The organism is Hymenobacter polaris (assembly GCF_012927305.1).
In the GTDB taxonomy this organism is placed as follows: domain Bacteria; phylum Bacteroidota; class Bacteroidia; order Cytophagales; family Hymenobacteraceae; genus Hymenobacter; species Hymenobacter polaris.
The window spans coordinates 229,539-252,460 of record NZ_JABBGH010000003.1 but is presented as its reverse complement, the minus strand read 5'-3'; the positions used below and the strand labels follow the sequence as shown (position 1 = coordinate 252,460).

Annotated in this window: 21 protein-coding genes; 8 read left to right on the top strand and 13 right to left on the bottom strand. The window is 64.5% G+C overall.

Translation table 11 applies throughout. From position 1 onward, the window contains the following. Positions 1-31: 31 nt before the first annotated feature. Positions 32-847 carry a hypothetical protein gene (locus HHL22_RS17440; RefSeq protein ID WP_169532689.1) on the top strand — a complete coding sequence of 272 codons (816 nt, stop codon included), beginning with the start codon at positions 32-34 and terminating at the stop codon, positions 845-847. Between the two features lie 14 nt (positions 848-861). Here HHL22_RS17440 and rlmN read toward each other — a convergent pair whose 3' ends face one another. The 4 genes from rlmN to HHL22_RS17420 form a co-directional block, all read right to left on the bottom strand. Continuing rightward, positions 862-1,944 (bottom strand): 23S rRNA (adenine(2503)-C(2))-methyltransferase RlmN, encoded by a 1,083-nt coding sequence (gene rlmN, locus HHL22_RS17435; protein WP_169532688.1) that lies wholly within the window; start codon positions 1,942-1,944, stop codon positions 862-864. A 56-nt stretch (positions 1,945-2,000) separates the two neighbouring features. Further along, complete coding sequence (locus HHL22_RS24500; RefSeq protein ID WP_394354463.1) at positions 2,001-2,444, bottom strand: energy transducer TonB; 444 nt, start codon at positions 2,442-2,444, stop codon at positions 2,001-2,003. Between the two features lie 117 nt (positions 2,445-2,561). Next, positions 2,562-2,897, bottom strand: a complete 336-nt coding sequence (locus HHL22_RS17425; RefSeq protein ID WP_169532686.1) for a hypothetical protein — start codon at positions 2,895-2,897, stop codon at positions 2,562-2,564. Positions 2,898-3,082: 185 nt separating this feature from the next. Next, the gene (locus tag HHL22_RS17420; RefSeq protein WP_169533506.1) at positions 3,083-3,505 is read right to left on the bottom strand and encodes a thioesterase family protein; all 423 of its coding nucleotides are present in this window, start codon (positions 3,503-3,505) and stop codon (positions 3,083-3,085) included. Positions 3,506-3,520: 15 nt separating this feature from the next. Between HHL22_RS17420 and mnmD the strand changes: the two genes are divergently transcribed. The 4 genes from mnmD to HHL22_RS17400 all read left to right on the top strand — a co-directional run bounded on the left by mnmD (position 3,521) and on the right by HHL22_RS17400 (position 6,492). Continuing rightward, entirely contained in the window at positions 3,521-4,252 is a 732-nt protein-coding gene (mnmD, locus tag HHL22_RS17415) for a tRNA (5-methylaminomethyl-2-thiouridine)(34)-methyltransferase MnmD (RefSeq protein ID WP_169532685.1), read from the top strand. A gap of 29 nt (positions 4,253-4,281) precedes the next feature. Continuing rightward, positions 4,282-4,554 (top strand): hypothetical protein, encoded by a 273-nt coding sequence (locus HHL22_RS17410; protein WP_169532684.1) that lies wholly within the window; start codon positions 4,282-4,284, stop codon positions 4,552-4,554. Positions 4,555-4,567: 13 nt separating this feature from the next. Continuing rightward, entirely contained in the window at positions 4,568-5,794 is a 1,227-nt protein-coding gene (locus HHL22_RS17405) for a DUF2157 domain-containing protein (protein ID WP_169532683.1), read from the top strand. A gap of 167 nt (positions 5,795-5,961) precedes the next feature. After that, complete coding sequence (locus HHL22_RS17400) at positions 5,962-6,492, top strand: GDYXXLXY domain-containing protein (protein WP_169532682.1); 531 nt, start codon at positions 5,962-5,964, stop codon at positions 6,490-6,492. A gap of 8 nt (positions 6,493-6,500) precedes the next feature. On the opposite strand, the gene HHL22_RS17395 is transcribed toward HHL22_RS17400, so the two are convergent. The 4 genes from HHL22_RS17395 to bshC all read right to left on the bottom strand — a co-directional run bounded on the left by HHL22_RS17395 (position 6,501) and on the right by bshC (position 10,259). Further along, entirely contained in the window at positions 6,501-7,010 is a 510-nt protein-coding gene (locus HHL22_RS17395; RefSeq protein ID WP_169532681.1) for an ExbD/TolR family protein, read from the bottom strand. Positions 7,011-7,096: 86 nt separating this feature from the next. Beyond that, a complete protein-coding gene (locus tag HHL22_RS17390) occupies positions 7,097-7,696 on the bottom strand; it encodes a 5-formyltetrahydrofolate cyclo-ligase (protein ID WP_169532680.1) in 600 nt (199 codons plus the stop codon). 20 nt (positions 7,697-7,716) lie between these two features. Continuing rightward, on the bottom strand, positions 7,717-8,580 hold the full coding sequence (locus HHL22_RS17385; RefSeq protein WP_169532679.1) for a carboxypeptidase-like regulatory domain-containing protein: 864 nt from the start codon (positions 8,578-8,580) through the stop codon (positions 7,717-7,719). Between the two features lie 50 nt (positions 8,581-8,630). Next, positions 8,631-10,259, bottom strand: coding sequence for a bacillithiol biosynthesis cysteine-adding enzyme BshC (bshC, locus tag HHL22_RS17380; RefSeq protein WP_169532678.1), 1,629 nt, complete (start codon positions 10,257-10,259; stop codon positions 8,631-8,633). 325 nt (positions 10,260-10,584) lie between these two features. Between bshC and HHL22_RS17375 the strand changes: the two genes are divergently transcribed. After that, complete coding sequence (locus tag HHL22_RS17375) at positions 10,585-13,929, top strand: S41 family peptidase (protein ID WP_169532677.1); 3,345 nt, start codon at positions 10,585-10,587, stop codon at positions 13,927-13,929. Between the two features lie 128 nt (positions 13,930-14,057). On the opposite strand, the gene rimO is transcribed toward HHL22_RS17375, so the two are convergent. Next, positions 14,058-15,374: a 30S ribosomal protein S12 methylthiotransferase RimO gene (gene rimO, locus HHL22_RS17370; RefSeq protein WP_169532676.1), complete on the bottom strand. Its 1,317-nt coding sequence runs from the start codon at positions 15,372-15,374 to the stop codon at positions 14,058-14,060. 171 nt (positions 15,375-15,545) lie between these two features. Beyond that, positions 15,546-16,598: a phenylalanine--tRNA ligase subunit alpha gene (gene pheS / locus HHL22_RS17365; RefSeq protein ID WP_169532675.1), complete on the bottom strand. Its 1,053-nt coding sequence runs from the start codon at positions 16,596-16,598 to the stop codon at positions 15,546-15,548. 206 nt (positions 16,599-16,804) lie between these two features. Between pheS and HHL22_RS17360 the strand changes: the two genes are divergently transcribed. Both HHL22_RS17360 and HHL22_RS17355 read left to right on the top strand, forming a co-directional pair. Beyond that, positions 16,805-17,224 (top strand): hypothetical protein, encoded by a 420-nt coding sequence (locus HHL22_RS17360; RefSeq protein WP_169532674.1) that lies wholly within the window; start codon positions 16,805-16,807, stop codon positions 17,222-17,224. 159 nt (positions 17,225-17,383) lie between these two features. Then, entirely contained in the window at positions 17,384-17,692 is a 309-nt protein-coding gene (locus HHL22_RS17355; RefSeq protein ID WP_169532673.1) for a hypothetical protein, read from the top strand. Positions 17,693-17,767: 75 nt separating this feature from the next. Here HHL22_RS17355 and HHL22_RS17350 read toward each other — a convergent pair whose 3' ends face one another. The 3 genes from HHL22_RS17350 to HHL22_RS17340 all read right to left on the bottom strand — a co-directional run bounded on the left by HHL22_RS17350 (position 17,768) and on the right by HHL22_RS17340 (position 22,915). Then, positions 17,768-18,484 (bottom strand): beta propeller repeat protein, encoded by a 717-nt coding sequence (locus HHL22_RS17350; protein ID WP_169532672.1) that lies wholly within the window; start codon positions 18,482-18,484, stop codon positions 17,768-17,770. A 174-nt stretch (positions 18,485-18,658) separates the two neighbouring features. After that, the gene (locus tag HHL22_RS17345; protein WP_169532671.1) at positions 18,659-19,918 is read right to left on the bottom strand and encodes a M16 family metallopeptidase; all 1,260 of its coding nucleotides are present in this window, start codon (positions 19,916-19,918) and stop codon (positions 18,659-18,661) included. A 198-nt stretch (positions 19,919-20,116) separates the two neighbouring features. Then, positions 20,117-22,915, bottom strand: a complete 2,799-nt coding sequence (locus HHL22_RS17340) for a TonB-dependent receptor plug domain-containing protein (RefSeq protein WP_169532670.1) — start codon at positions 22,913-22,915, stop codon at positions 20,117-20,119. Positions 22,916-22,922 lie beyond the last annotated feature (7 nt).

The window sequence follows — 22,922 nt, the reverse complement described above, 5'->3', positions numbered from 1 at the left end:
CCAGGGGATACGGCCGAGCTATCTTCGGTCCATGAAACACTTTCTACTTTCAATTATCGTAGTGGCTAGCCTGTTGCTGGCGAGTTTGGTGGCCCAGGCCGCGCCCACCCTAGCCCCCGCCGACACCGTAGCCGGACAGGCGCGCTTCGCCAAAATTATGAGCGCCGGCATGTGCGCCAAGCTAGAGCAGGAAAGCCAAAAGACAGACCTGACCAAGCTGCCGCCGGCCGAAAGTGAAGCGTTGTTTAAAAAGTTGATGCTGACTACTATGGGCGATAACTTCGTCGAGTTCAGCGCCCTATTGGAAAAGAAAGGCAAGGGCGAAGCCGAGGCGCTCGGCCGCGCCATCGGCGAGCAGGCGGTGTTCGACCTTATGCAGACTTGCCCCAAAGCTGCGCCCCTGCTGGCCAAGCTTGGGAGCCGCCACGTGCCGGGCGGCGCCGAAATCACCCCGGCCGAGCGCGAGATACTGCTGCCCATGACGCAGGATGCTTGCCAGCGCCTAAGCGCCGAAAATGCCAAGCAGCCCCTCGACCAGCGCACGCCCGCCCAGCGCGCAGCCGCCGTGGAGCAGGCGTTGCAGGGCGTTTTTATGAGCCACTCGGACGCGCTGACGCTGCAGTATGGCGACGAGGTGCTGCAAGACGAGGCGCAGGCAGTGGAAATCGGCAAGAAGCTAGGCCTGCTTATGCTGGAGGTTTGCCCCGCCTACATTGCGCTGGTTGGCCGCGACCACCTGGACCGGCAGCGCGCCGAAGCTTCGCTGCCAGCGGCCAAGCCCAAGGTGCCCGCGCCTACTAAGCCGCAGCCTACTAAAAAGAAAGCTCCAGCCGTTCCGGCTAAATAGCTGGGCGGCAGGCCCTAGGCGGCTTCCGTCTTCTCCTTGTTGGCCAGCTGGCCGCAGGCAGCGTCGATGTCCTTGCCCCGGCTGCGGCGAATATTGGTTTGCACGCCGCGGTCGGCCAGGTACTTGTGGAAGGCCACAATCTTATCGTCCTCGGCGTTGCGGTAGTCGGCGTTTTCGATGGGGTTGTACTCGATGAGATTCACCTTGCAGGGCAGCCACTTGCTGATGGCGTACAGCTCAGCGGCGTCGGTCAGCGAGTCGTTGAAGTCGTTGAAAACGATGTACTCGTAGGTAACCTTGCGGCCGGTTTTCTGGTGGTAGTACTGCAGGGCTTCCTTAAGGGCAGCGAGCGAGTTGGCCTCGTTGATGGGCATAATCTCGTTGCGCTTGGTGTCGTTGGGGGCGTGCAGGCTCAGGGCCAGGTTAGCTTTCACCTCGTCGTCGGCCAGCTTCTTTATCATCTTAGCAATGCCGGCCGTGCTGATGGTGATGCGCCTAGGGGCCATATTGAGGCCATCGGGCGCCGTAATGCGGCGCACGCTTTCCACCACGTTGGCATAGTTGAGCAGCGGCTCGCCCATGCCCATGTACACGATGTTGGTGAGCGGCGTGCCGTACTGCGCCTCGGCCTGCTCGCGGATGCGCACCACCTGGTCGTAAATCTCGGCCGCGTCGAGGTTGCGCTTGCGGTCCATGTAGCCGGTAGCGCAAAACTTGCACGTGAGCGAGCAGCCCACCTGGCTGCTGATGCAGGCCGTCATGCGCGTGTCGTGCGGAATGAGTACCCCTTCCACCAGGTTGCCGTCGTGCAGCCGGAAAGCCGACTTCACGGTGCCGTCGCTGCTAAGCTGCGAGCTGTGCACGGCCACCCCGTTGATAACGAAGTGTTTGGCCAGCAGCTCGCGGGTGCTCAGGGAGATGTTGTTCATCTCCTCAAACGAGCCGGCCGTGTTTTTCCAGAGCCACTCCAGCACCTGCTTGGCGCGGAAGGGCTTTTCGCCGTGCTCGACCATAAAGGCTTTGAGGTCATCGGCCGATACTTTGCGGATGTCGCGCTTGGCAGCCGGCGCGGGGGCTAGGGGTAGTTCGAGCAGCATAGCACAAAAATACAACCGGCCAGGCGGTTAGGTTCCGCCCTAGGGTGGGGAGGACTTTAGTTACCCGAGCCAATCCCTAGACGTGGCCGCCGAGCGCTTTGCAACTGAAAAGTAATGGGCACGGTATAGCCAATAGCCGTTGGCCGGCCCGCTACAATACCTGGCTCGAAGCGCGGTAATTGCCTCACGGCCATCACTACAGCCGAGTCACAATCTGCTCGTAGTGACTCTATAATGCGCACCTTCCCAATGCTTCCATCCGCCTGCACTACAAACCAGACTTTTGTATGGCCTTCTAGCCGCTCCTGAATGGCTGTGGGCGGATATACTACCCGCTGCTGAATAGCGGCTACCACGGCGAGTTTGCCGCCACCGCCAGGTAACTCTGGCAACTTCTCCACATACACATACTGGGGCTCAGCTTTCGCGGGTGCCTGTTGCGCTGAAGCTATGCTACAGCAACTCAGTATAGTACCTATCAGCAGTAGGAGGCCTCTCATTATATCTGATTTCAGATGATTACCACTGCTAAAGATACTTGCTAACTACTCCCTTCGGCAGCGCCCGCAACTTGCGCGTGGTGTAGCTGAAGCAGAGCAGGCCGGTTTTGACGCGGGTTATTTGGTGCCATCCAGCAGCTTTACCATCAGCTCAACCGTAACGGGCTTATTGTTTTGGCGACCCGGTTGCAGGCGCAGCAACCGGCGGGCGGCCACTGCAATAGCCGCTTCGCAAGCAGCTGGCAAGGCGGGCAGGCTAGTCGGCTTATCATAGGCTCCGGCATTGATGCGGCGGGCAGCGTATACGTAGCCGCTGGGCCCCACCACTAAGCGCACGTACACTGGAAAGGCCGGCGTAGCGCAACCAGCCGCCGCGCTGGCCACCTGAAACTCCCGGCGTAAGTCCGCAGTAAGAGCTTGCTGGCCGCCCGGATACACTGGCATGCGTTCCACGTAGGTATAGACTTTGCTAGAGTCAGTTGGCGTGACGCTATGCGGAGGTCGGGCAGCTACCTGCGCTCGGGCTGCACTGGCGCTACCCAGCACGCTGGCTAAGGCAACGAGTGAGAGGAAGGCTGATTTCATGGTACGGGTCGAGGATGTTTCTCTTCGATGCCGCGCCGCGCTTTATTCCATACTCAACCTACTTGCGCCGCCAATTCCGCCGGCAACGCCCGCAGCTTGCGCGTGTTGTAGTCGAAGGCCAGCATGCCGGTTTTGGCGCGGGCTACTTCCTTGCCGTGCTGGTTCTGCACTTGGTACACCAGGTCGAAGCCGTACTTGTTGGGGTCGGCCAGGCCCATGGCGATGCTTAGTACGTCGCCGTGGAACGCCTCGGCCTTGTACTCGATAGCCACGTCGGCCATAATGAACCCTAGGCGGGTGGCGGGGTCAAACTCGGTGGTGCCGAGGTGCGCCAGGAACTGCACCCGCGCCTCGTGCAGCAAACCCAGCAAGGCATCGTTGCCGAGGTGGGCGCCGTAGTTGAGGTCGGTAATGCGCACGGGCATCGTGGCGGTGAACAGGAATGAAGCGGGCAGGGCGACCTTTACGCGGGCCATATTTTTCACTTATCAATGAGCAATGAGCAATTATCAGACGGGGATGGGCCGGCTGAAGCGCCAAAAGTAGAGGTGCGCACCACGGCCGACGGTTCGCCCACGCTCTACGTGCCCGCCCTGAACGAACACTACCACAGCACCCACGGCGCCCGCCAAGAGTCGCAGCACGTGTTTATCGAAGCCGGGCTGCGACCGCTGCTGGCGGCGGGCCTAGGGCAGCAAGAGCCGCTGAAGGTGCTGGAAGTGGGCCTAGGCACCGGCCTGAACGCGCTGCTGACCCTGGAAGCCACCCAGGCAGTGCCGGGCGCCACGGTGGCCTACGATGGCTACGAAACCCACCCCCTGCCGCCCGAGGCAGTGGCGGCCCTAGCCCCCCAGTGGGCCGCTAGCGAAGTATTGAGCCGGGTATTTGCGCAGCTGCACCGGGAGCCCTGGGGCCGGGCACTGCTGCTAACGTCGGATTTTTTGCTGCGCAAGGTGCGCCAGCCTCTGCAGGCGGCTACCCTGCCAGCGGCGGCCTACGACCTGATTTACTTCGACGCCTTTGCCCCCGAGAAGCAGCCTGAGTTGTGGACGGAGGACATATTCGCTAAGCTCTACTACGCCGCCGCGCCGGGCGCGGTGCTGGTGAGCTACTGCGCGCAGGGCCAGTTTCGGCGCAACTTGCGGGCCGCGGGCTGGCTTACCGAGAAGCTGCCCGGCCCGCCCGGCAAGCGCGAGATGACGCGGGCCCGCAAGCCGGCTTAATTTCTACTACCGTTACTTTTCTATCTATTATGGCTTCTACTGCATCCATTGAGATTTACTGCCCGCACTGCCAGTGGGAGCCCGACGGCGGCGCGCACTGGCACTGCCGCTGCGGCCACGTTTGGGATACCTTCGCCACGGCCGGCACCTGCCCGCAGTGCCACTACCGCTGGCCAGTTACCGACTGCCCACCCCGGCCCGGCGGCTGCGGCATCACCTCGCCGCACATCGACTGGTACCACGGCCTCGACACGCTGATTGAAGAGCTGGTGGAGGAGGCGCTGCCCGTGGCGCAGCCGTAAGTTGCACCTGCAAATGAGCCGCAAATTTCTCGAAACCGACAGCCCCGCCTGGGTAGCCGAAGGCCTCATCACCGAGGCCCAGCGGGAAGCGCTGCTGGCCCGCTACCCGCCCGAGGCCGTGCAGGCCGTGGGCCTGCTACCGCTGCTAGGCAGCATTTTGGTAGGCTTGAGCGCCTTGAGCGTGCTGGCCGCCAACTGGCAAAACCTGCCGGCCGGGCTGCGGCTGGGCCTGCTGGTGGGCAGCATCGTGGCGGCCTACGCGGGTGGCGAGTACTTTGTGCGGCGCGGCAACCGCAGCGTGGGCCACGGCCTGCTGGCCCTAGGGCTGGTTTTTTTCGGGGCCGGCATTATCCTCACCAGCCAGCTGTATCAGCTGGTGGGCTACGACGTGAGCGGCCTGCTGGCCTGGGTAGTAGCGGGCGTGCTGCTGAGCTTTCTGTACGAGAGCCCCACGCTCACGCTGCTGCCCATCGTGATTGGGGCGGCCGTGCAAACCTACTGCACCCAGGCGCTGGGCAGCTTCAGCTACGCCACGGCGGGGCTGGTGGTGCTGGGCTGCGGCGGGCGCTGGTGGCGGCGGCCCGATGCGCTGGTGGGCACCGTGCTGGCCCTTGGGCTACTGTGGCAAGCGGGCCTGTGGGTGCTGGTCAGCCACAGCAAAATCACCTGGTTTTTCGTGCCCGCCATGCTCGTATACGCGGCCGGCGACTGGCACCCGAATGCGCGCGGCGGCCGGGCGCTCCAAGGCCCGCCGCTGGTGGCGGCCTACCTGTTTGCGCTGGGCTTGGCCTTGTTTGGCGAAACCGACCAGTACGCCGGCTTGCTGCGCCCGCCCGTCTGGGCCTACCTGGGGGCCCTAGGGGCCGTGCTGGCCGCGTCGGTGGCGGGCAAGCGGGCGCGGGGCCGCCTGGCTACCTTGCCCGACTGGCTGCTGCTGCTGCCCGGCTTTTACCTGCCCGGCGGGCTGGCGCTGGCCGTAGCCACGCTGGTGGTGCTCTATGCCCACGCCGGTTCGGTGCTGGCCCGCGCCCACCGCGCCGGCGATGCCGAGCAGCTCACGCTGGGCACCGTGCTATTCGTGGTGGCTACCATGGTGGCGTATTTCAAGCTCACCTGGGTTTTCCTAGATAAGTCGCTCTTCTTCCTCATCGGCGGCGTGCTGCTACTGAGCTTAAGCTGGTATCTGCGCCGCCGCAATGCCCAGCGCCTGGCCGCGGCCCTGGGCAGCAACAAGCAATAGACACTTATCAATCAGCAATGGGCAAAAGTGAACGTCATACTTATCTGGCGTCCGCCTGCCGAAGCATCTCTACCGAACGTCACCCGAACGATGCAGCAGAGATGCTTCGCGGGGCTCAGCATGACGTTCACTTTTGCCCATCATTCATTACTCCTTGCTAATTGCTCATGATAACTCGCCCTACTCCGTCGCGCCGCCTGCTGCTGCAACTACTTGTGGCCGCGCAGGTGCTGTACGTGCTGGGCGTGGCGGCGGCGGGCTACGCCACTACCGCCTACGGGCAGCACATTTGGCTGGCTACCAGTCCCGTCGAGCTGCACCAGCTGCAATACGGCGACTTTGTGCGGCTGCGCTACGTGGCGGCCACCGTGCCCCTGGCGGCCTGGCACGCCGGCGGCACGCCGCAGCGCCGCCAGGGGGTGTACGTGCTGTTTGCGCCCGGTGCCGATAGCCTGGCCACCGTGGCGGGCGTGTACGCCAGCGAGCCGCGCCCCGCGGCCGGCCAGGCCGTGCTGCGCGGCTTCGTGCAAGAGGTGTACAACAACAGCCTAGAGCTGCGCTACAACCTAGAACGCTACTATGTGCCCGGCGACAGTCCCCTGCGCCGAGCCAAAACCGGTCCGCCACTACGCGTGCGCGTCAGCATCGCGCCCTGGGGCCAGGCGCGCATCGAGCGGGTACGCGCACTAGGCAAGTAGCGGCGCGGCTACTTGGCGGCCAGCAATTGCCGGTCGGCCGGCGTGAGGGTTGTGAGGGCGTATTTCGCCTGGCTGGTGATGTTCATTTCGTCAAGCACGTCCACCAGGCTTTGGTACTGCGCCCCCTTATCGGCCTTAATAAGCACGATGAGCGGCCCCTGGCGCTGCCGGGCCAGCAGCGCCTGCCGCAGCCCGCGCGCGCTAAAGTTGGTGTAGTGCAGCGCCGGGGCGGGGCTTCCAGGGTCGTTCAGCCCGAAGTAGTAACCCACCTGCCGGCCCTCCCCTAGCAGAATAGTCATGGCCTGCGACGCGGGCACGGGGCTCGGGTGCTGGGCATCGGGCACCGGCATTTGCAGCTGCTGCACCCGCGGCTTGGCGAAGGTGGTGGTGAGCATGAAGAACGTGAGCAGCAGAAATGCCAGGTCCACCATCGGCGTCATGTCGAGGCGGAAACTGCGCTTCGTAGCGCGGGGCTTTTTGCCGGCGTTTCGGGGAGCGGCGGGTTCGAGAGCGGCCATTGGGCAACGGGCTAGTAGTGAGACCGCTACCCGCGCCGCCACCCGGCGGCGCTCTTGCAAGCAGCGGTTACTTACCCGATGCTGCCCTAAGAGAAATTCCACACGCCGTCGGGCGTGATATAAGCCGTCAGGGGCACATCGGTCGGCAGCACGTCGGCAATGGGAGGACCGGGCGGCTCGTTCAGTACATTGAGGCCGATGAAAGCCGTGCCGGGCCGGCACTGCGCCAGAAAGCGGTCGTAGAAGCCGCCGCCGTAGCCCACACGATGCCCGCGCTGGTCGCAGTACAGCAGCGGCACCAGCACGGCATCCAGCTGTTCGGGAAATACTTCGGGCGCCGTGAGGGGGTCAGGCACTGGCTCGTCAATGCCCCAGCGGTTAGGTTGCAGCAGCGTGCGGGGCGTCAGCTCGTAGTGGCGCAGGGTGGCGCCGCCGGGCTGCACTACGGGCACGGCCAGCCGAGTGGGCAGCTGCTCGGCCCATACACGGCGCGCCACCAGCCAGGTGTCCGGCTCGTGCCGGGCCACCAGCGGTAAAAACAGGTGCAGCCACTGCCACCCGGCCACGCCGAAATGCGCAAACAACTGCCTCTGCAACAGCTCACTGCGCTGGGCCACGTCGGCGAGCCCTAGGGCCTGGCGAGCGGCTAGGGCGGCGCGGCGTCGGGCGGCTTTTGTGGTAGGCATGGGTGGCAAACGCGCGTGGGTCAGTCCTGGGCCGTCACGTAGAAGCTTACTTTAGGCTGCATGCCAGCCAGCATCGCACCCGCCGAAAGGCGCTCCCAATTGGCCTGACTGGTAGTGCGGTAGTAAACGTCGTTATCGGTATAGCCAACTCCACCCGAAAAGTTTAACCCTTCGCGCAGCGCCGCCACATTGGCCCCGCCTACCCATTCCAGCGACAAAAAAAAGTCTTCGGTCAGCAGCAGGTCGTCGGGTGTCAGGTCCACCGAAATAGGACCGTGCGGGGTGGCCGTGCGCACGATTACGTCGCGGCGTAATAGCTTCTCGCTAGTAGGGTGCCCCTTGGCGTCGAGGCGGTAGAGGTTCACGCGCAACGTCACGAGGCCCGCGTCGTTATGAGCTACGTTGAAATTGGCACGCAGCACCTTCGTCGGCTGGTGCTTGAGGCGGATAACGGCACCCGTTTCTGCGCCTAGGTCTTGGGGATGCAGGCTAAGCGTCGAAGTAGTAGAATTGCCACTAAAACCCAGCGTGCGGTCGCGCCAGCCACGACTTTTACCTTGCACCCGCACCTCGGCCAGCGCCACGGCCGCTGGGCTGAGCGCCACGGCTGGCTGGGCGCGCAGCTGCCGCAGCGTAAGCAGCCGCGGCTGGTAGCCCAGGTATGACACCCGCACTGTGTCGGCAGCCAGGCTTTCTTGAAAGAGAAGCCCGTACTGCCCCTGCTCGTCGCTGACCGTGCCCAGCGCCTTGCCCACCACGCCAATGTTCACAAACGGCAGCGGCTGCCCGGTGCGGGCGTCCGTCACGCGCCCACTAATAGCTTGAGCCAGGGTAGCCGTGGCCACCAGTAGCAGAGAAAAAGCAAGCAGCGCGGAGTGTAGCATAACCACAAAAGAAGTCTAGCGCCAGCGGTTCTGCACGCTCCTCCGCTGCATTATCCCTGTTCCTGCACCACCGCAAACTCTAGCCCTAGGGGCTCGAAGCAAGCCAGCAACTGCTCGATAAAGCCGGGGTTATTCATCAAAATACTGAGCACGTTGTCGGTGCGCTCTTGCAAGCTGCCGCCGGGGAAGAGCTTGTCCTTGAGGGCCGTGAGCTGGGCGTAGGCGGTTTCGTGCTTGGCCTCGGCGGCTTTGCTGAGGCGCTTTTCGAGGCCGGCCAGGGCGGCGGCGGCTTTCTGGGCTTCGGCGGCCACCGTTTTCACCAGTGTGGGGTCGAGGCGCTGGGCCAGGGCCTGCACCTGCTCGTAGGTGGCGGCCAGGGCCTGCTGCTCGGCGGCCAGGCTCACTTCTTCTTGCCCCAGGGTGGCGCCTACTTGCTTTTTTAGCTCGGGCAGGGGCTTGAAGCTATCGAGCGGACTCAGGCCCAGCTTGGCGAGCTTGCCGGCGTTGGCGCGGCTCAGGTACAGGGCCGAGTTGCGGGGCAGCACGATGGGAAAGGGCACCCCTAGGGCCGCAAATACCCCCTTGAGCTGGAACCAGTAGGCCACCTCGGCCCCGCCGCCGATGTAGGCTAGGTCGGGCAGCAGCAGCTCCTGGTAGAGTGGGCGCAGCACCACGTTGGGGCTGAAGCGCTCAGGCTCGGCATCGGCCAGGGCCAGCAGCTCGGCGCGGGAGTGGCAGCGGGCGGTGCCGCGCACCGTTATCTGGGTGCAGTCGGCACCGGGGGCGGCGTCGGGCTCCAGGCGTTCGCGCTTGCCCGCGTCGGTGAGGAAGAACAGGTTGAGCGGGCGCGAGTACACCTGGGGCTTGTAGCCGGCGGCCGTCAGGCGCTCGTTGGTGGCTTGCACCGCCTGGTTCGATACCTGGCCTTCAATTTCCTGGCGCAGCACCGGGCGCAGGGCCTGCTTCAGGGCCGGCCGGTCGGCGTCGAGGCAGACCAGGCCGTAGGCGCCAAACAAGCTGGTAGCCAGCCGGCGCGTGGCTTCGCCCAGGGTGCGGCTACTGGTGTAGGCCTCGCGGAAGGCGGCGGGCACTTCGGGCGGCAGTTGGCTTAGCAGCTCCTCGTTTAGCCCTTCCAGGCCCAGGCGGCCCACCGGCCCCCCTAGGCCCGCCGCGCCGCCCGGCCCGGCCCAGCTATAAGTTTTGCCGAAAAGCGGGAAGCTGTTGATTTCGGCAAAGTCGTGGTCCTCGGTGGCCAGCCAGTACACTGGCACAAAGTCGTAGGCGGGGTAGGCTTCCTTGAGCTGCCGGGCCAGCTTGATGGCCGACACAATTTTATACACGAAGTACAGCGGCCCGGTAAACAGGTTGAGCTGGTGGCCGGTGGTGATGGTAAACGTCGTAGGGCGGGCTAGCAGGTCCAGGTTGGCGGCCACGGCGGCGGGCACATCGCCCCCCAGCTCGGCGTACTGCGCCCGCAAATCAGTTACCAGCCGCTGGCGCGCCTCGGCCGAATAGGCGGCCGGCTTTTCTTCCAGCTGGGCGGCGAAGCTTTCCAGCGCAGGCCAACGGTTATAGAAAGGCGCCAGCGCCGGGGCCTGAGCAATGTAGTCGGTAAGCAGCCCCCCAAAGGCACCGGTAGCGGCGTAGGGCAGGGTAATACAGTCGGAGGCAGCAGCCATGAGCGCGGGGAAAAGGTGGCGCAGAAGTCAGGGCAAAACCCGCACTGGGCCGAAAGGTTGGGTTTGGGGGCTTGCGCTGCCGACCTGGCTTTGGCGGCCGCCCCGAAAGCAAGCACTTTATCACCTAAGAACGAGCCGCTCGTGCGAAGTTGGCAAACCGCTTTGCGCGCTTCGCCCAACGGGTACTTTGTTAGTAGTCAGCAGCCGACATTATGGTATAAACCGAAGCTTTGGCTGCACTTACCTTAGAGGCGGCAACGGCTGCTCGACGAAGTGGTGGCTGCTCCATCATTGCTGTTCGCTCGCTTACCCCTTTTTTTCTGCTATGCTTACTCGCTACTTTTTAACGGCCCTAGGGCTACTAGGCGCCGGCCCCGCGCTGCACGCCCAGGCGCCCCCCGCCGAAACCCTGCTGCTGCGCGAGCCCGCCTTGAGCGCCGACAAGCTGGCCTTCAGCTATGCCGGCGACATCTGGCTGGCCAACCGCGACGGCTCGAACCCGCAACGACTGACGGTGGGGCCGGGCGTGGAAACCAACCCCCACTTCTCGCCCGACGGCCAGTGGCTGGCCTACTCGGGCGACTACGACCGCAACACCGACGTGTACGTGGTGGCCGTGAGCGGCGGGCAGCCCCGGCGCCTCACCTGGCACCCCTCGGCCGACGTGGTGCGCGACTGGGCGCCCGACGGCAAAAGCATCCTGTTCAGTAGCTCGCAGGAGGCGTATGCGCGCTCGTTGCAGCTCTTCACGGTGCCGCTGGCCGGCGGCCTGCCCGCGCGCCTACCCCTGCTGATGGGTGAGAAGGGCAGCTACTCGCCCGATGGCAAGCGACTGGCGCATACGCACATCACCAACGCCACCAACACCTGGAAGCACTACCGCGGCGGCCAGACCGGCCCCATCTGGCTGACGGATATGCAGACGCTGGCCACCGAGGAAATCCCGCACGAAAACGCCACCGACACCAGCCCGCTCTGGCTGGGCGGCAAGGTGTACTTCCTCAGCGACCGCAACCGCACCAACAACGTGTTTGCCTACGACGTGGCCACCAAAAAGGTAGCGCAGCTGACCCGCCACACTGACTACGACGTGAAGGCGCTCAGCGGCTTTGGCGACGAGTTGGTGTATGAGCAGGCCGGGCGGCTGCACCTGCTGAACACGGCCACTGGCCAGGCTCGCGACTTGAAAATCAGCATCGCGCCCGAGCTGCTGGCCCTGCGCCCGCAGTACCGCAACGTGGCCTCGATGGTGCGCAACACCGCCATTTCGCCCACCGGCATGCGGGCCGTGGTGGAGGCGCGGGGCGACATTTTCACGGTGCCGGCCAAGAAGGGTGAGAGCCGCAACCTGACGCACTCCGACGGCGCCCACGAGCGCTACCCGGCCTGGTCGCCCGACGGCACGCGCATCGCCTACGTCTCCGACGCCAGCGGCGAGTACCAGCTGATGGTGCAGGACCAGCGCGGCACCAAGCCCGCCCAGGCCTACTCCCTAGGGCCGCCCTCGTTCTACTTCAACCCCCGGTGGTCGCCCGACAGCAAGAAGGTCGCCTACACCGATAAGAAGCTCAACCTCTGGTACCTGGATTTGGCCAGCAAGAAGCCGGTGCGCGTGGCCAGCGAAACTTACGGCCCCAACGAGGCCCTAGCCCCCACCTGGTCGCCCGACGGGCAGTGGCTGGCTTACTCGCAGCTGATGCCCAACCACTTGCGCACGGTGTGGGTGTACCACCTACCCAGCGGCCGGCGCTTTGCCGTGAGCGACGGCCGCGCTGATGCTGACGCGCCCGCCTTTAGCCGCAACGGCAAGTACCTGTTTTTCACGGCCAGCACCGACGTGGGCTTGCGCACCACCTGGCTCGACATGACGGCCTACGACCGCACCAGCAAGCGCACGCTCTACGTGGCCGTGCTGGGCAAGCAGGATGCCTCGCCCTTTGCCCCGCAGAGCGACGAGGAGAAGGGCGCCGCCACCCGGCCCGACTCGGTGGTGGTGGGTAAGCCCGTGGGCAGCCGCACCCCCAAAGTGGCCGTGAAGGACCTGAAAGTGGCCGTGAAGGACGCCAAAGCCAAGCCCGCCGACATGGCTAAGGTCGTTATCGACACGGCGGGCCTAGGGCAGCGCATCTTGGTGGTGCCGGGCTCGGCGGTAGGCGAGCTGAGCAACGTGCAGGCCGCCGATGGCGACAAGGTGTTTTACCTGGAGCAGGTGCCCGCCAGCACCGCCGCCGGGCCTAGCGCCACGGCCAGCGGCCCCAGCCAGCGCCTGCACCGCTTCGATATGCAGGCGCGTAAGGATGAAGTGTTTATGGCCGAGGCGGAGGACTACTCGCTGAGCGCCGACGGCAAGAAGCTGCTCTACACCGCCCCGCACGACAGCTACGGCATCGTGGAAACGGCCGCCAAGCCCGCGCCCGGCGACGGCAAGCTTACCCTGACGGCCTTGGACGCCTACATCGACCCGCGCCACGAATGGGCGCAGATGTTCGACGAGGTATGGCGCCTCGAGCGCGACTATTTCTACGACGCCAACATGCACGGCCTCGACTGGGCGGCCACCAAGAAGAAGTACGCCGTCTTTCTGCCCTACGTGGCCAACCGCGCCGACCTCAACTACCTGTTTGCCGAGATGATGGGCGAGATGGTGGTGGGCCACAACTACGTGAGCGGCGGCGACATGCCCGCCCTCACCGCCAGCCCGGTAGGTTTGCTGGGGGCCGACTACGAGGTGGTGAACGACCACTACCGCTTCAAGCGCGTCTTCAACGGCGAGAACTTCAACCCCAGTTTGCGCGCCCCGCTCACCGGGCCCGGCGTGAACGTGCAGGCTGGCGACTATCTGCTAGCCGTGAACAACCGCCCCCTCACCGGCGCCGACAACGTGTACAGCTTCTTCGAAAACACTGTGGGCAAGCAGCTGACGCTCACCGTCAACGACAAGCCCAGTATGCAGGGCGCCCGCGAGGTGACGGTGGTGCCCGTGGCCAGCGAGGCCACCCTGCGCCGCATCGCCTGGGTGGAGGGCAACCGCCGCAAGGTGGACGAGCTGACCCACGGCCGCGTGGCCTACGTGTACCTGCCCAATACCAGCGCCGAAGGTTACGAGTTCTTCAACCGCTACTACTTCAGCCAGTTAGACAAGCAAGCCGTTATCATCGACGAGCGCTTCAACGGCGGCGGCTTCGTGGCCGACTACATTCTCGACTTGCTAAACCGGCCGCTGCTCAGCTACTGGGCCCCGCGCGAGGGCCAGGCGTTTACCTCGCCCGGCGCGTCCATCTACGGGCCCAAGGTGATGCTGGTCAACGAGTTTGCCGGCTCGGGTGGCGACGCGCTGCCGGCCTTTTTCCGGCGCCGGGGCCTAGGCACCATCGTGGGCAAGCGCACCTGGGGCGGCCTGGTGGGCATCTCGGGCTACCCCACCCTCATCGATGGTGGCAGTGTCACCTCGCCCAGCTTCGGCATCTACAGCCCCGATGGCAAGTGGGAAATTGAAAACCAGGGCGTACCGCCCGACATTGACGTGGACGTGCTGCCCGCCGCCACCCAAAACGGCGCCGACCCGCAGCTAGCCAAAGCCGTTGAGGTCGTCCTCAGCGACTTGCAAAAGCAGTCGTTCAAGCCGCTCGCTATCCCGGTGCAGCACCCCACGCGGGCCGTGGCAGAGTAACTATTTAAACCAGAACGTCATGCTGAGCCTGTCGAAGCATCTCTACCGCGCCGCCTAGGGTGTCGTTCGGTAGAGATGCTTCGACAGGCTCAGCATGACGTTCATTTTATTTCATACCCCCCTAGGGCCTAGCGCACCAGCTCGCCGTAGAGGTCGAAGTCGCTGGCGCCGGTGATGCGCACCTCGGCGAAGCTGCCCTGCGGGATGTGGACCTCGTCGGTGGCGGGCACCAGCACCTCGTTGTCTACCTCGGGCGAGTCGAACTCGGTGCGGCCCACGTAGTAGCCGCTTTCGAGGCGGTCGAAGAGCACGCGGTGCGTCTGGCCGACGCGGGCCTCGTTGGCTTCCAGCGAAATGTGCTGCTGAATTTCCATGATGCGGTCGGCGCGCTCCTGCTTCACTTCAGCCGGCACGTCGTCGGCCAAGGTGTGTGAGTGCGTGTTTTCCTCGTGCGAGTAGGTGAAGATGCCCAGGCGCTCGAACTTCATTTCCTGCACGAACTCTTCCAGCTCGGCAAAATCGGCCTCCGTCTCGCCGGGGTGGCCAGCGATGAGCGTGGTACGCAGCGCGATGCCCGGCACCCGGTCGCGGATTTCGCGCACCAGCTCCTTAGTGCGGCGCGCGCTGATGCCCCGGCGCATGGTTTTCAGCATGTTGTCCGAGATGTGCTGCAAGGGCATGTCCAAGTAGCGGCAGATGTTGGGCCGCTCGCGCATCACGTCCAGCGCCGCCATCGGAAACTGCGAGGGGTAGGCGTATTGCAGGCGTAGCCACTCCACGCCGGGCACGTCGCTCAGGCGCTCCAGCAGCTCGGGCAGCTTGCGCTCGCCGTAGGCTTGCAGACCGTAGTAGGTCAGGTCCTGGGCAATGAGAATCAACTCCTTAGTGCCCATGCCCACCAGGCGCTTGGCCTCGGCCACGAGGTCGTCCATCGAGCGGTCCACGTGCTTGCCGCGCATCAGCGGGATGGCGCAGAACGAGCAGGGCCGGTTGCAGCCCTCGGCAATCTTGAAGTAGGCGTAGTGTTTGGGGGTCGTCAGCAGGCGCTCGCCCACCAGCTCCTTCTTGTAGTCGGCCTCCAGCACCTTCAGCATCTGGGGCAGCTCCAGGGTGCCGAAGTAGGCGTCTACCTGCGGAATCTCCTCTTCCAGCTCGTTTTTGTAGCGTTGCGAGAGGCAGCCCGTTACGTACAGCTTTTCTAGCTTGCCGGCCTCCTTCTCGTCGGCATAGCGCAGAATGGTATCGATGCTTTCCTGCTTGGCGCCGTCGATGAAGCCGCAGGTATTGATAATAACGATGTTGGCGTCCGACTTCTTAGCCTCGTGCGTTACGGCGAAGTCGTTGGCCCGCAGCTGCCCCATGAGCACCTCCGAATCTACGAGGTTCTTGGAGCACCCTAGGGTAATAACGTTGACCTTGTTTTGCTTGAGAGTTCTAACTTTCACAATCGCAGATTTAACGGGTGTAGCGGATAGCGCAGAGTAGCTTGGCTCGGAATAAATAGGCGCTGGTAGAGCCTACAAAAGTACGACTCCCAAATAGTTAAAGCCTCGAACCAACTACCGCGGGTAGTTAGTTCGAGGCTTTCGGCAGGAATAGTACCCTAGGGCCGCGCCCTACAGCGCCTCAAACTGGCGCAGGAAGCGCACGTCGTTCTCGGTGAAGAGGCGCAAGTCCTTAATCTGGTACTTGAGCATGGTGATGCGCTCGATGCCCATGCCCCAGGCGTAGCCCGAGTACTTCTGCGAATCGATGCCGCAGTTTTCGAGCACGGCCGGGTCTACCATGCCGCTGCCGCCAATCTCGACCCAGCCGGTGCCCTTGCAGATATTGCAGCCCGCGCCTTTGCAAATGAGGCAGGTGATGTCAATTTCGGCGCTGGGCTCGGTGAAGGGGAAGTAGCTGGGCCGGAACCGGATGTTGATATCCTCGCCAAACAGCTCGCGCACAAAGTAGTAGAGCGTCTGCTTGAGGTCGGCGAAGCTCACATTTTCGTCGATGTAGAGCCCCTCAATCTGGTGGAAAAGCATGTGGGCCCGCGCCGAAATGGCCTCGTTGCGGTACACGCGGCCCGGCATCACGCGGCGGATGGGCAGCGGCTCGTTTTCCATGATGCGCACCTGCACGGTGCTGGTATGCGTGCGCAGCAGGAAGGGTTGCGGGTCGGGGCCCGCGTCGCCCCCTAGGGCCGGCTCCACGAAAAACGTGTCCTGCATATCGCGCGCCGGGTGGTTTTCGGGGAAGTTGAGGGCCGTGAAGTTGTGCCAGTCGTCCTCAATCTCCGGCCCCTCGGCCACCGCGAAGCCGATGCGGGCAAAGATGCGCAGCATCTGCTCGCGCACCAAACTTAGGGGGTGGCGGGTGCCTAGGGCCTGGGGCACCGTGGGCAGCGTGTAGTCGAAGGTGGCGTCGGCCGGTTGGTTGGCGCTGGCGGATTCCAGGGCGGCCTGGGCCTCGTCGAAGCGGGCCTGGGCCTGCTGCTTGAGGCCGTTGAGCTGCTGGCCCACGGCGCGCTTCTGCTCGCCTGGCACGGTTTTGAGCTGGTCGAACAAGTCGGCCAGGCGGCCTTTGCGGCCCAGGTAGAGGAGGCGAAACTGGTCGAGGGCGGCGGCACTGCTCACGTCGGCGGCGGCCACCTCGGCGGCGAGGGCCGAAATAGATTCCTGCATGGTAGCGCAAAGGTACGACAACGGCTAAGCTGCCTGGTTTTGAACTTTTTCTGGCAACAGCTATAAATTTTTATTTTTGATAATCAATTCTTTACAAGAATACCCTAGCTACGAGCAGCCTACTTGCCCCATAAGCTGGCACCGGCTTTGCAAATACCCACTCAGCCCTAAACTTTTACTTTCCACCCCCTTTTCTCTTTCTCATCATGGCACGCCGTTTCCTCCTTCCCCTGCTGGCTCTCACGCTCTTGGCTGCCGAAGCGGCCCATGCCCAAGCTACCACCGCCCCCACCCAGCCAGGCTACGTGAAGGCGCACAAAGCCAAGCAAGTGCTATCGAAGCGCGAGCGGAAAGCCGCCGAGGCTGCCGCCCGCGCCCAGGCCGCTACTGCCGTTGCCGCCGCCCAGCCCACGCCTTCGGCCACGCCCACCAGCTGGAGCGGCTGGAGCAACGAGCCACTACCCTTTACGCCCACTACTGCCACCCACCGCGCCACCGACGCCAACCTTTCGGTAGCGCCCGGCATGCCCATCAATCAGCTGGGCCACGGCGTGTCGACCGACTACCACGGCCGGCCCCTGGCGCCCGCCGTAGCCAGCAGCACTACCCTGCCCAACGCCCGCTAACCTGCCAGGGGGCGCCCCTGCTTTTCTCACCTGCTTTCTGCCATGCGGCCGCGAACTAGCCCTTCGCGGCCGTTTTTGCGTATGGAGGGGCTAGGCGCCCCGGCCGGCGAAATGCCGGGTTAGCGCCGCTGCTATCACCCCTTCCTCACGCTTTTTAGTATGCTCGCTTTCCGCGCTTTAGCCCTACCGCTCCTGGGCCTTGCCCTGCTGGCTGCCCCGGCCACCGCCCAAACTCGGCCCAACAAGATGGCCCGCAAACCCACCTCGCGCATGATGCCCAACCCTGCCGCCGCCCGCGCCGCCGACCCACCGCGCGGCACGGCTACCAGCAAAGGCATCAGTGGCTACGCGGCCCCCGGCGAACCCATCAACGTGAAGGACAACGGCAAGAACACGCCGCCCTACGATGGCCCCGCTGCCGGCCACGGCACTCCTGCTAAGAGCATGACTATGCCCCGTAAGCAGTAGGAGGCTGCTTACCACGCCTACTAAAAAGTCCCCGGTGCCAACTGGCGCCGGGGACTTTTTAGGTCAAAGCAACCCCTAGGGCAGCGGCTTTTTCGATACGTACAGCACGCCGTTCTGCTCCCCGCAAAAGGCGAAATCTTTGCCGCGCCCGCACAGCGGTGCCGATGCTGCTACGTACAGCCTCGCCTTACTATCGAGGTAAATACTGTTTAGTTGATGCTCCTGCGGCAGCGGTAGCAGCGGTCCTCTGTCGGGCTGGATGCCGGTGAAGTATAGGTAGGCCGTGCTGGAGCCGGGCGAGAATGGTACAGACTCAGTAGCAATGCGGTAGTTAGTACCCGAGGGGGTACGCACCCGGTTTCGCGGTACTCGCACATCAGCAAAAGCAATCGTGCTCTGCTTGAAATGATAGCGCTGCCAGGTACGGCCTTGGTCGGCGCTGTAGTGCGTGGGGTTAACCGAATAAGCCGTAGTGCTATCTACTACTGAGCCCCGGCCGCCCGTGAGGGTAAACAGCGTATCATTATGCGTTACAAACCCGAAAATACCCAAATTGGACGGATGGTTCACGGCCCACGTTTTGCCCCGGTCGGTGGTGCGATAAATGTCGTACCGGGTCGTGATGATGAGTGTGCCGTCGATGTCGCCGGTTACGGCTTCGATGGCCCGCGCTTCAGGCGCGTTTATGGTGTACCAGTCGGCGTACTCGGGAGCGGGTTGTTCGTCGGGTTGCTTGCGGCACGCCCCTAGGGTACCGAGGAGCAACAAGGCGGCTGCGTAGCGGTAAGTCATCGGTGGAAAAGGAATAGGTGAGGATAGGCCACCAAGGTACTACTGCTTCACCAACCTTTCACTTCTAGAAGCACCGCATACAGCTTAGCTTACCTAGTAACAATAAAAGCCCCCTAGGGAACGCAGGTAGTGCGTTTCCTAGGGGGCTTTTATTGTTACTAAGTGCCAGAGAAGTTAGGCGGCCACAGCTTCTTCCTGCTCTTGGGCTTGGTAAAAGAGCGTAGTGCAGTTTTCGGGGCGCAGCACCAGCTCGGCGGCGGCGCGCACGTCGGCGGGCGTTACGGCTTGCAGCTGGGCGGGCTCCTCGTTTACCAGGTTAGCGTTGCCCAGCAGCTTGCCGATGGCCAGGGCCAGAGCGCGGTTCAGCAGCTCAATCTCACCAAAAACCAGGCCTACTTCGGCCTGGTTTTTAACCTTTTGCAGCTCCGTGGCGGGCACCTCCTCGCGCAGCAGCTCGGCCACTACCTGCTCCACGGCCTGGTTGGCTTCGGCCAGGGCCACGCCCGCGTTTAGCTTGCCGCTCACCACCAGCAGGCCGGGGTCGAGCGAGCCCGTGACGGACGCCGAGATGTTGTTGAACAGCTGCAGCTCCTTCACCAGGCGCTGGTGCAGGCGCGAGCTTTTGCCCCGGCCCAGCAGGTCGCCCAGCAGGTCCACGGCGTGGTAGCGCGGGTCGAGGCGGGCGGGCATGTGGTAGGCTTTATAAAGGGCCGAAAGGGGCACCGGGGCGGTGACGGTAGCTTGGCGCGGCTGGGTTTGGGTGGGCTCCTGGGGCAGCTGGCGCGCTGGGCGGGCACCGCCCGCAATGGGCCCAAACCACTTCTCGGCCAGGCGCTTGGCTTCGGCAACCGGCACGGCCCCGGCCACTACCAGCACGGCGTTCTGGGGGGCGTAGTGCTGCCGGAAGAAGGCCCGCACGTCGCTCATCTGCGCCTCCTCAATGTGGCTGATTTCCTTGCCAATGGTATTCCACTGGTAGGGGTGCGTGCTGTAGGCCAGGGGCTTGAGCTTCAGCCACACGTCGCCGTAGGGCTGGTTGAGGTAGTTTTGCTTGAACTCCTCCACTACCACTTTGCGCTGCACGTCGAGGCCGTTTTCCGAAAACGCCAGGTCCAGCATCCGGTCGCTTTCCAGCCAGAAGCCGGTTTCGATGTTGGCGGCCGGCAGCGAGAGGTAGTAGTTGGTGAGGTCTTGCGAGGTAAAGGCGTTGTTTTCGCCGCCTACCTTTTGCAGCGGCTCGTCGTAGCTAGGCACGTTCACCGAGCCGCTAAACATCAGGTGTTCAAACAAGTGGGCAAAGCCCGTGCGATGCGGGTCCTCATCGCGCGAGCCCACGTCGTAGAGAATGTTGAGCACCGCTAGCTGGGTGCTAAAGTCCTCGTGCACAATGCAGCGCAGGCCGTTGTCAAGGGTAAATTCTTGGAAGGTTATCATAGAGCGGATAGCGCGCGAACTGGCGGAAGTCAGCAAGGTGGCAAACTTACGGGTGGCGCGCAGCTAAAATGAGCGTATAAATACGTGGCCTGCTGCACGGCGCGCCCAGTGGTTTAGAACACTAACTTGGCCTGGCACCAGGTTTTGCTGCTGTAACAGGCAAAAGGTGGCCGTAGTTGCCGGCCCTAGGCCCCCGAGCTACCACGTAGCTTGCACGCCCAGCTGCCACACCCGCGCCACCGGGTAGGTGCTGGCGTCGTAGCCGGCCAGCTGCCCCAGGCCGCCGGCGCTGCTCACGTTGGGGTCGTAGCCGCGGTAGTTACTCAGCACCAGCAGGTTTTGACCGCCCACCCACACGCGCACCTGGTGCGGCTCGGGCAGCGGCAGGCGGTAGCCCAGCGTGAGCTGGGTGAGGCGCAGGTGGCTGGCCGACTCGGGCGAAAGGTTGTCGTAGCCGTAGAACTGGCGGTAGCGGCTGGCGCGGGGCACGTCGGTGCTGGTGCCGGGGCCAGTCCAGCGGACGAGCACGCGGGCACTGGCGTTGGTGGTGGCCGTGGGCTGGTCGAGGATGGTGAGCACCGGGCTCAGCAGCTGGTAGCCGAGCAGGGCGTCCCACTGGGTTTGCAGCGTGAAGCGCCCTAGGGTCAGCTCCTGGCTTAGGTTGAGCAGCCAGCTGGGCAGGCCGCGCCCGAAGTAGCTGCCGTCGAGGGCGTCGAGCTGGCCGTCGCCGTTCTGGTCGCGGTATTGCAGCTGGCCGCTGGCGTCGAGGCCCTGGCGCTGGTAGCCGAAGTAGGGGTGCGCGGCCTCGCCCACCGCCAAGCCCGGCCCCGGCGTGCTGCCCGCCACGTTCTGCACCGTTTGCTGGTTGTGGGCGGCGCTGAAGCTGACGTTGAAATACCGCTTTTCGCGCGCGTAGGTGTAGCTAGCCGTCAGCTCGACGCCTTGGTTGAGCAGGTCCACGTCGCGCAGGTAAAAGACGGGACTGCCGTCGGGCGACAGTGGCTGCGCAAAAAGCTGCCCTACGCTGGCATGGGCGGTACGGTGGCGGTAGTAGGTGGGCTGCACCGACAGCCCGTTGTCAAATAGCTCCACCTGCACGCTGGCATTAAGGGCCGTGGTGCGGGGCAGCGGCACCGGGCCGGGGTTGAGGCCGGGCGTCAGTATAACCGGCACCGGCCCAAACAGCCCCGTAAACAGCGAAGCATTGCTGCTCTGCCCCAGGGCCGCCTCCAGCTTCAGGCGCGACAGGGTGCGCCCGTCGCCCGGCAGGTGGTCGCCTTCGAGCGTCCACGCGGCTTCGGCGCCGGGGTAGAGCTGCAACTTATCGCTCGGGCCCACCAGGTAGTCGGCGCCGAGCGCATACTCGGCGCGCAGCAGGCCGGTCAGGCGCAGCTGCTGGGCCAGCGTGTAGCGCCCCTCGGCCAGGGCGCTGGATACGGCCAAGCTACCCGACTGGCCGCCCCGGCTGTTGGTTTGGCCGGGGGCCGCCTGCCCGAAGCTGGCCGCGCGGCTTAGGCGCTGGTAGAGCAGGCTGCCGCTTAGCTCCAGCTCGTGGCGGCTCCCTAGGGCGGGCTGGTAGCTGGTGCCGAGGCGGGCGTTAGTGGTGGTAGCTTCTTGCGCCAGCCCTAGGGCCTCGTAGGCGCTGGGCGTGTAGGGCGGCTGCGTGGGCTGGGCTAGCTCGCGGCGGGTGGCGTCGGTGTGGGCCTGCTCGCCACTCAGGGCGGCCTCCAGGCGCCAGGCAGGGCGCAGCTGGTAGCGCAGGCTAGCTTGCAGTAGCAGGCGGCGCGTGCGGTCGGTGCTGGCGGCGTCGCGGGCTAGCGTTAGGGGGTTGTAAAACGTATTCGCGTAGCCGGGGTCCGTCACCAGCGGGCCGTTGGTGACGGTGGGCGCGCCGCCGGTAGTGGCCGGCACGGTGGGCGGGGACAGCAGGGCGGCGGGCACCGTGCGCTCGTTGGGCAGCGTGCGCGTCAGACTGGCGCCGCTCACGCTCAGCTGCGCGCTCAGCTTGTCGCTGAAGCGGTGCTCGGCTTGCAGGCGCAGGCCGTAGCGGCGCAGGCTAGAGTTCAGTACCACGCCGCCCTGGCCCAGGTAGTTGGCGCTGGCTAGGTAGCGGGTGCGGGCGGTGCTGCCATCTAGGCTCACGAAGTGGCTTTGCAGCAGCGCGGGTTGCAGCACCTCGGCCTGCCAGTCGGTGCCGGCCCCTAGGGCGGCGAGGGTGGCCGGGGCGAAGGGCACCGCGCCGCGACTGCCATCGTTGCGCCACACCTCGTTGGCCAGTTCGGCATACTGGCGGGCGTCGAGCAAAGCCACCGGGCGGCGCACCTGCTGCACGGCGGCGGTGGCCTCGTAGCGCAGGCGCGGGGCCTGGGCCTCGCCGGCGCGGCCGCCTTTTCTAGTGGTGATAAGCACCATGCCGTTGGCGCCCTGGCTGCCGAAGCGGGTGGTGGTGGCCGCGCCTTTCAGGATTTCTACGCTAGCCACGTCGGCCGGAGCCACGAACAGCAGCGGATTGGGCATGGTGGCGCGGGCTTGGGGCCCGGTGCCCAGGCCGTAGCCTAGGGCCGGCAGCTGGGCGGGTGCGTAGTCGGCGTTGAGGGCCGGCAGTCCGTCGATGACGTATAGCGGCTGGTCGTTGCCGCGCAGCCCGCTGCCTCGCATGCGCACCGTGGCCCAGTCGCCCGGCGCCCCCGAGTTGGGCGTGACCTGCACCCCCGCTATCCGGCTCAGCGCCGGCTGAATGGTGGTGAGTGGGAAAAAGATATTTTGCGCAGGTACAGGCTGGATATATACACCGACTGTTTTACACACTAACGAATTAAGAACCGGCTCTTTCACCAGTTGCGCCAACGAATCGGGCAGCACCGTTCGCAGCGGCACCGGGCGTGGGGGAAGCGGCTCGGTGCGCTGGGCGGCGGCCGGGCGGCCTAGGGCCAGCAGGGCGCCGGCGATGGGCAGCAGGCGGCGCAGGCATATGGAAAAGGCGTAGCGGTTGGTCATAAGCAAA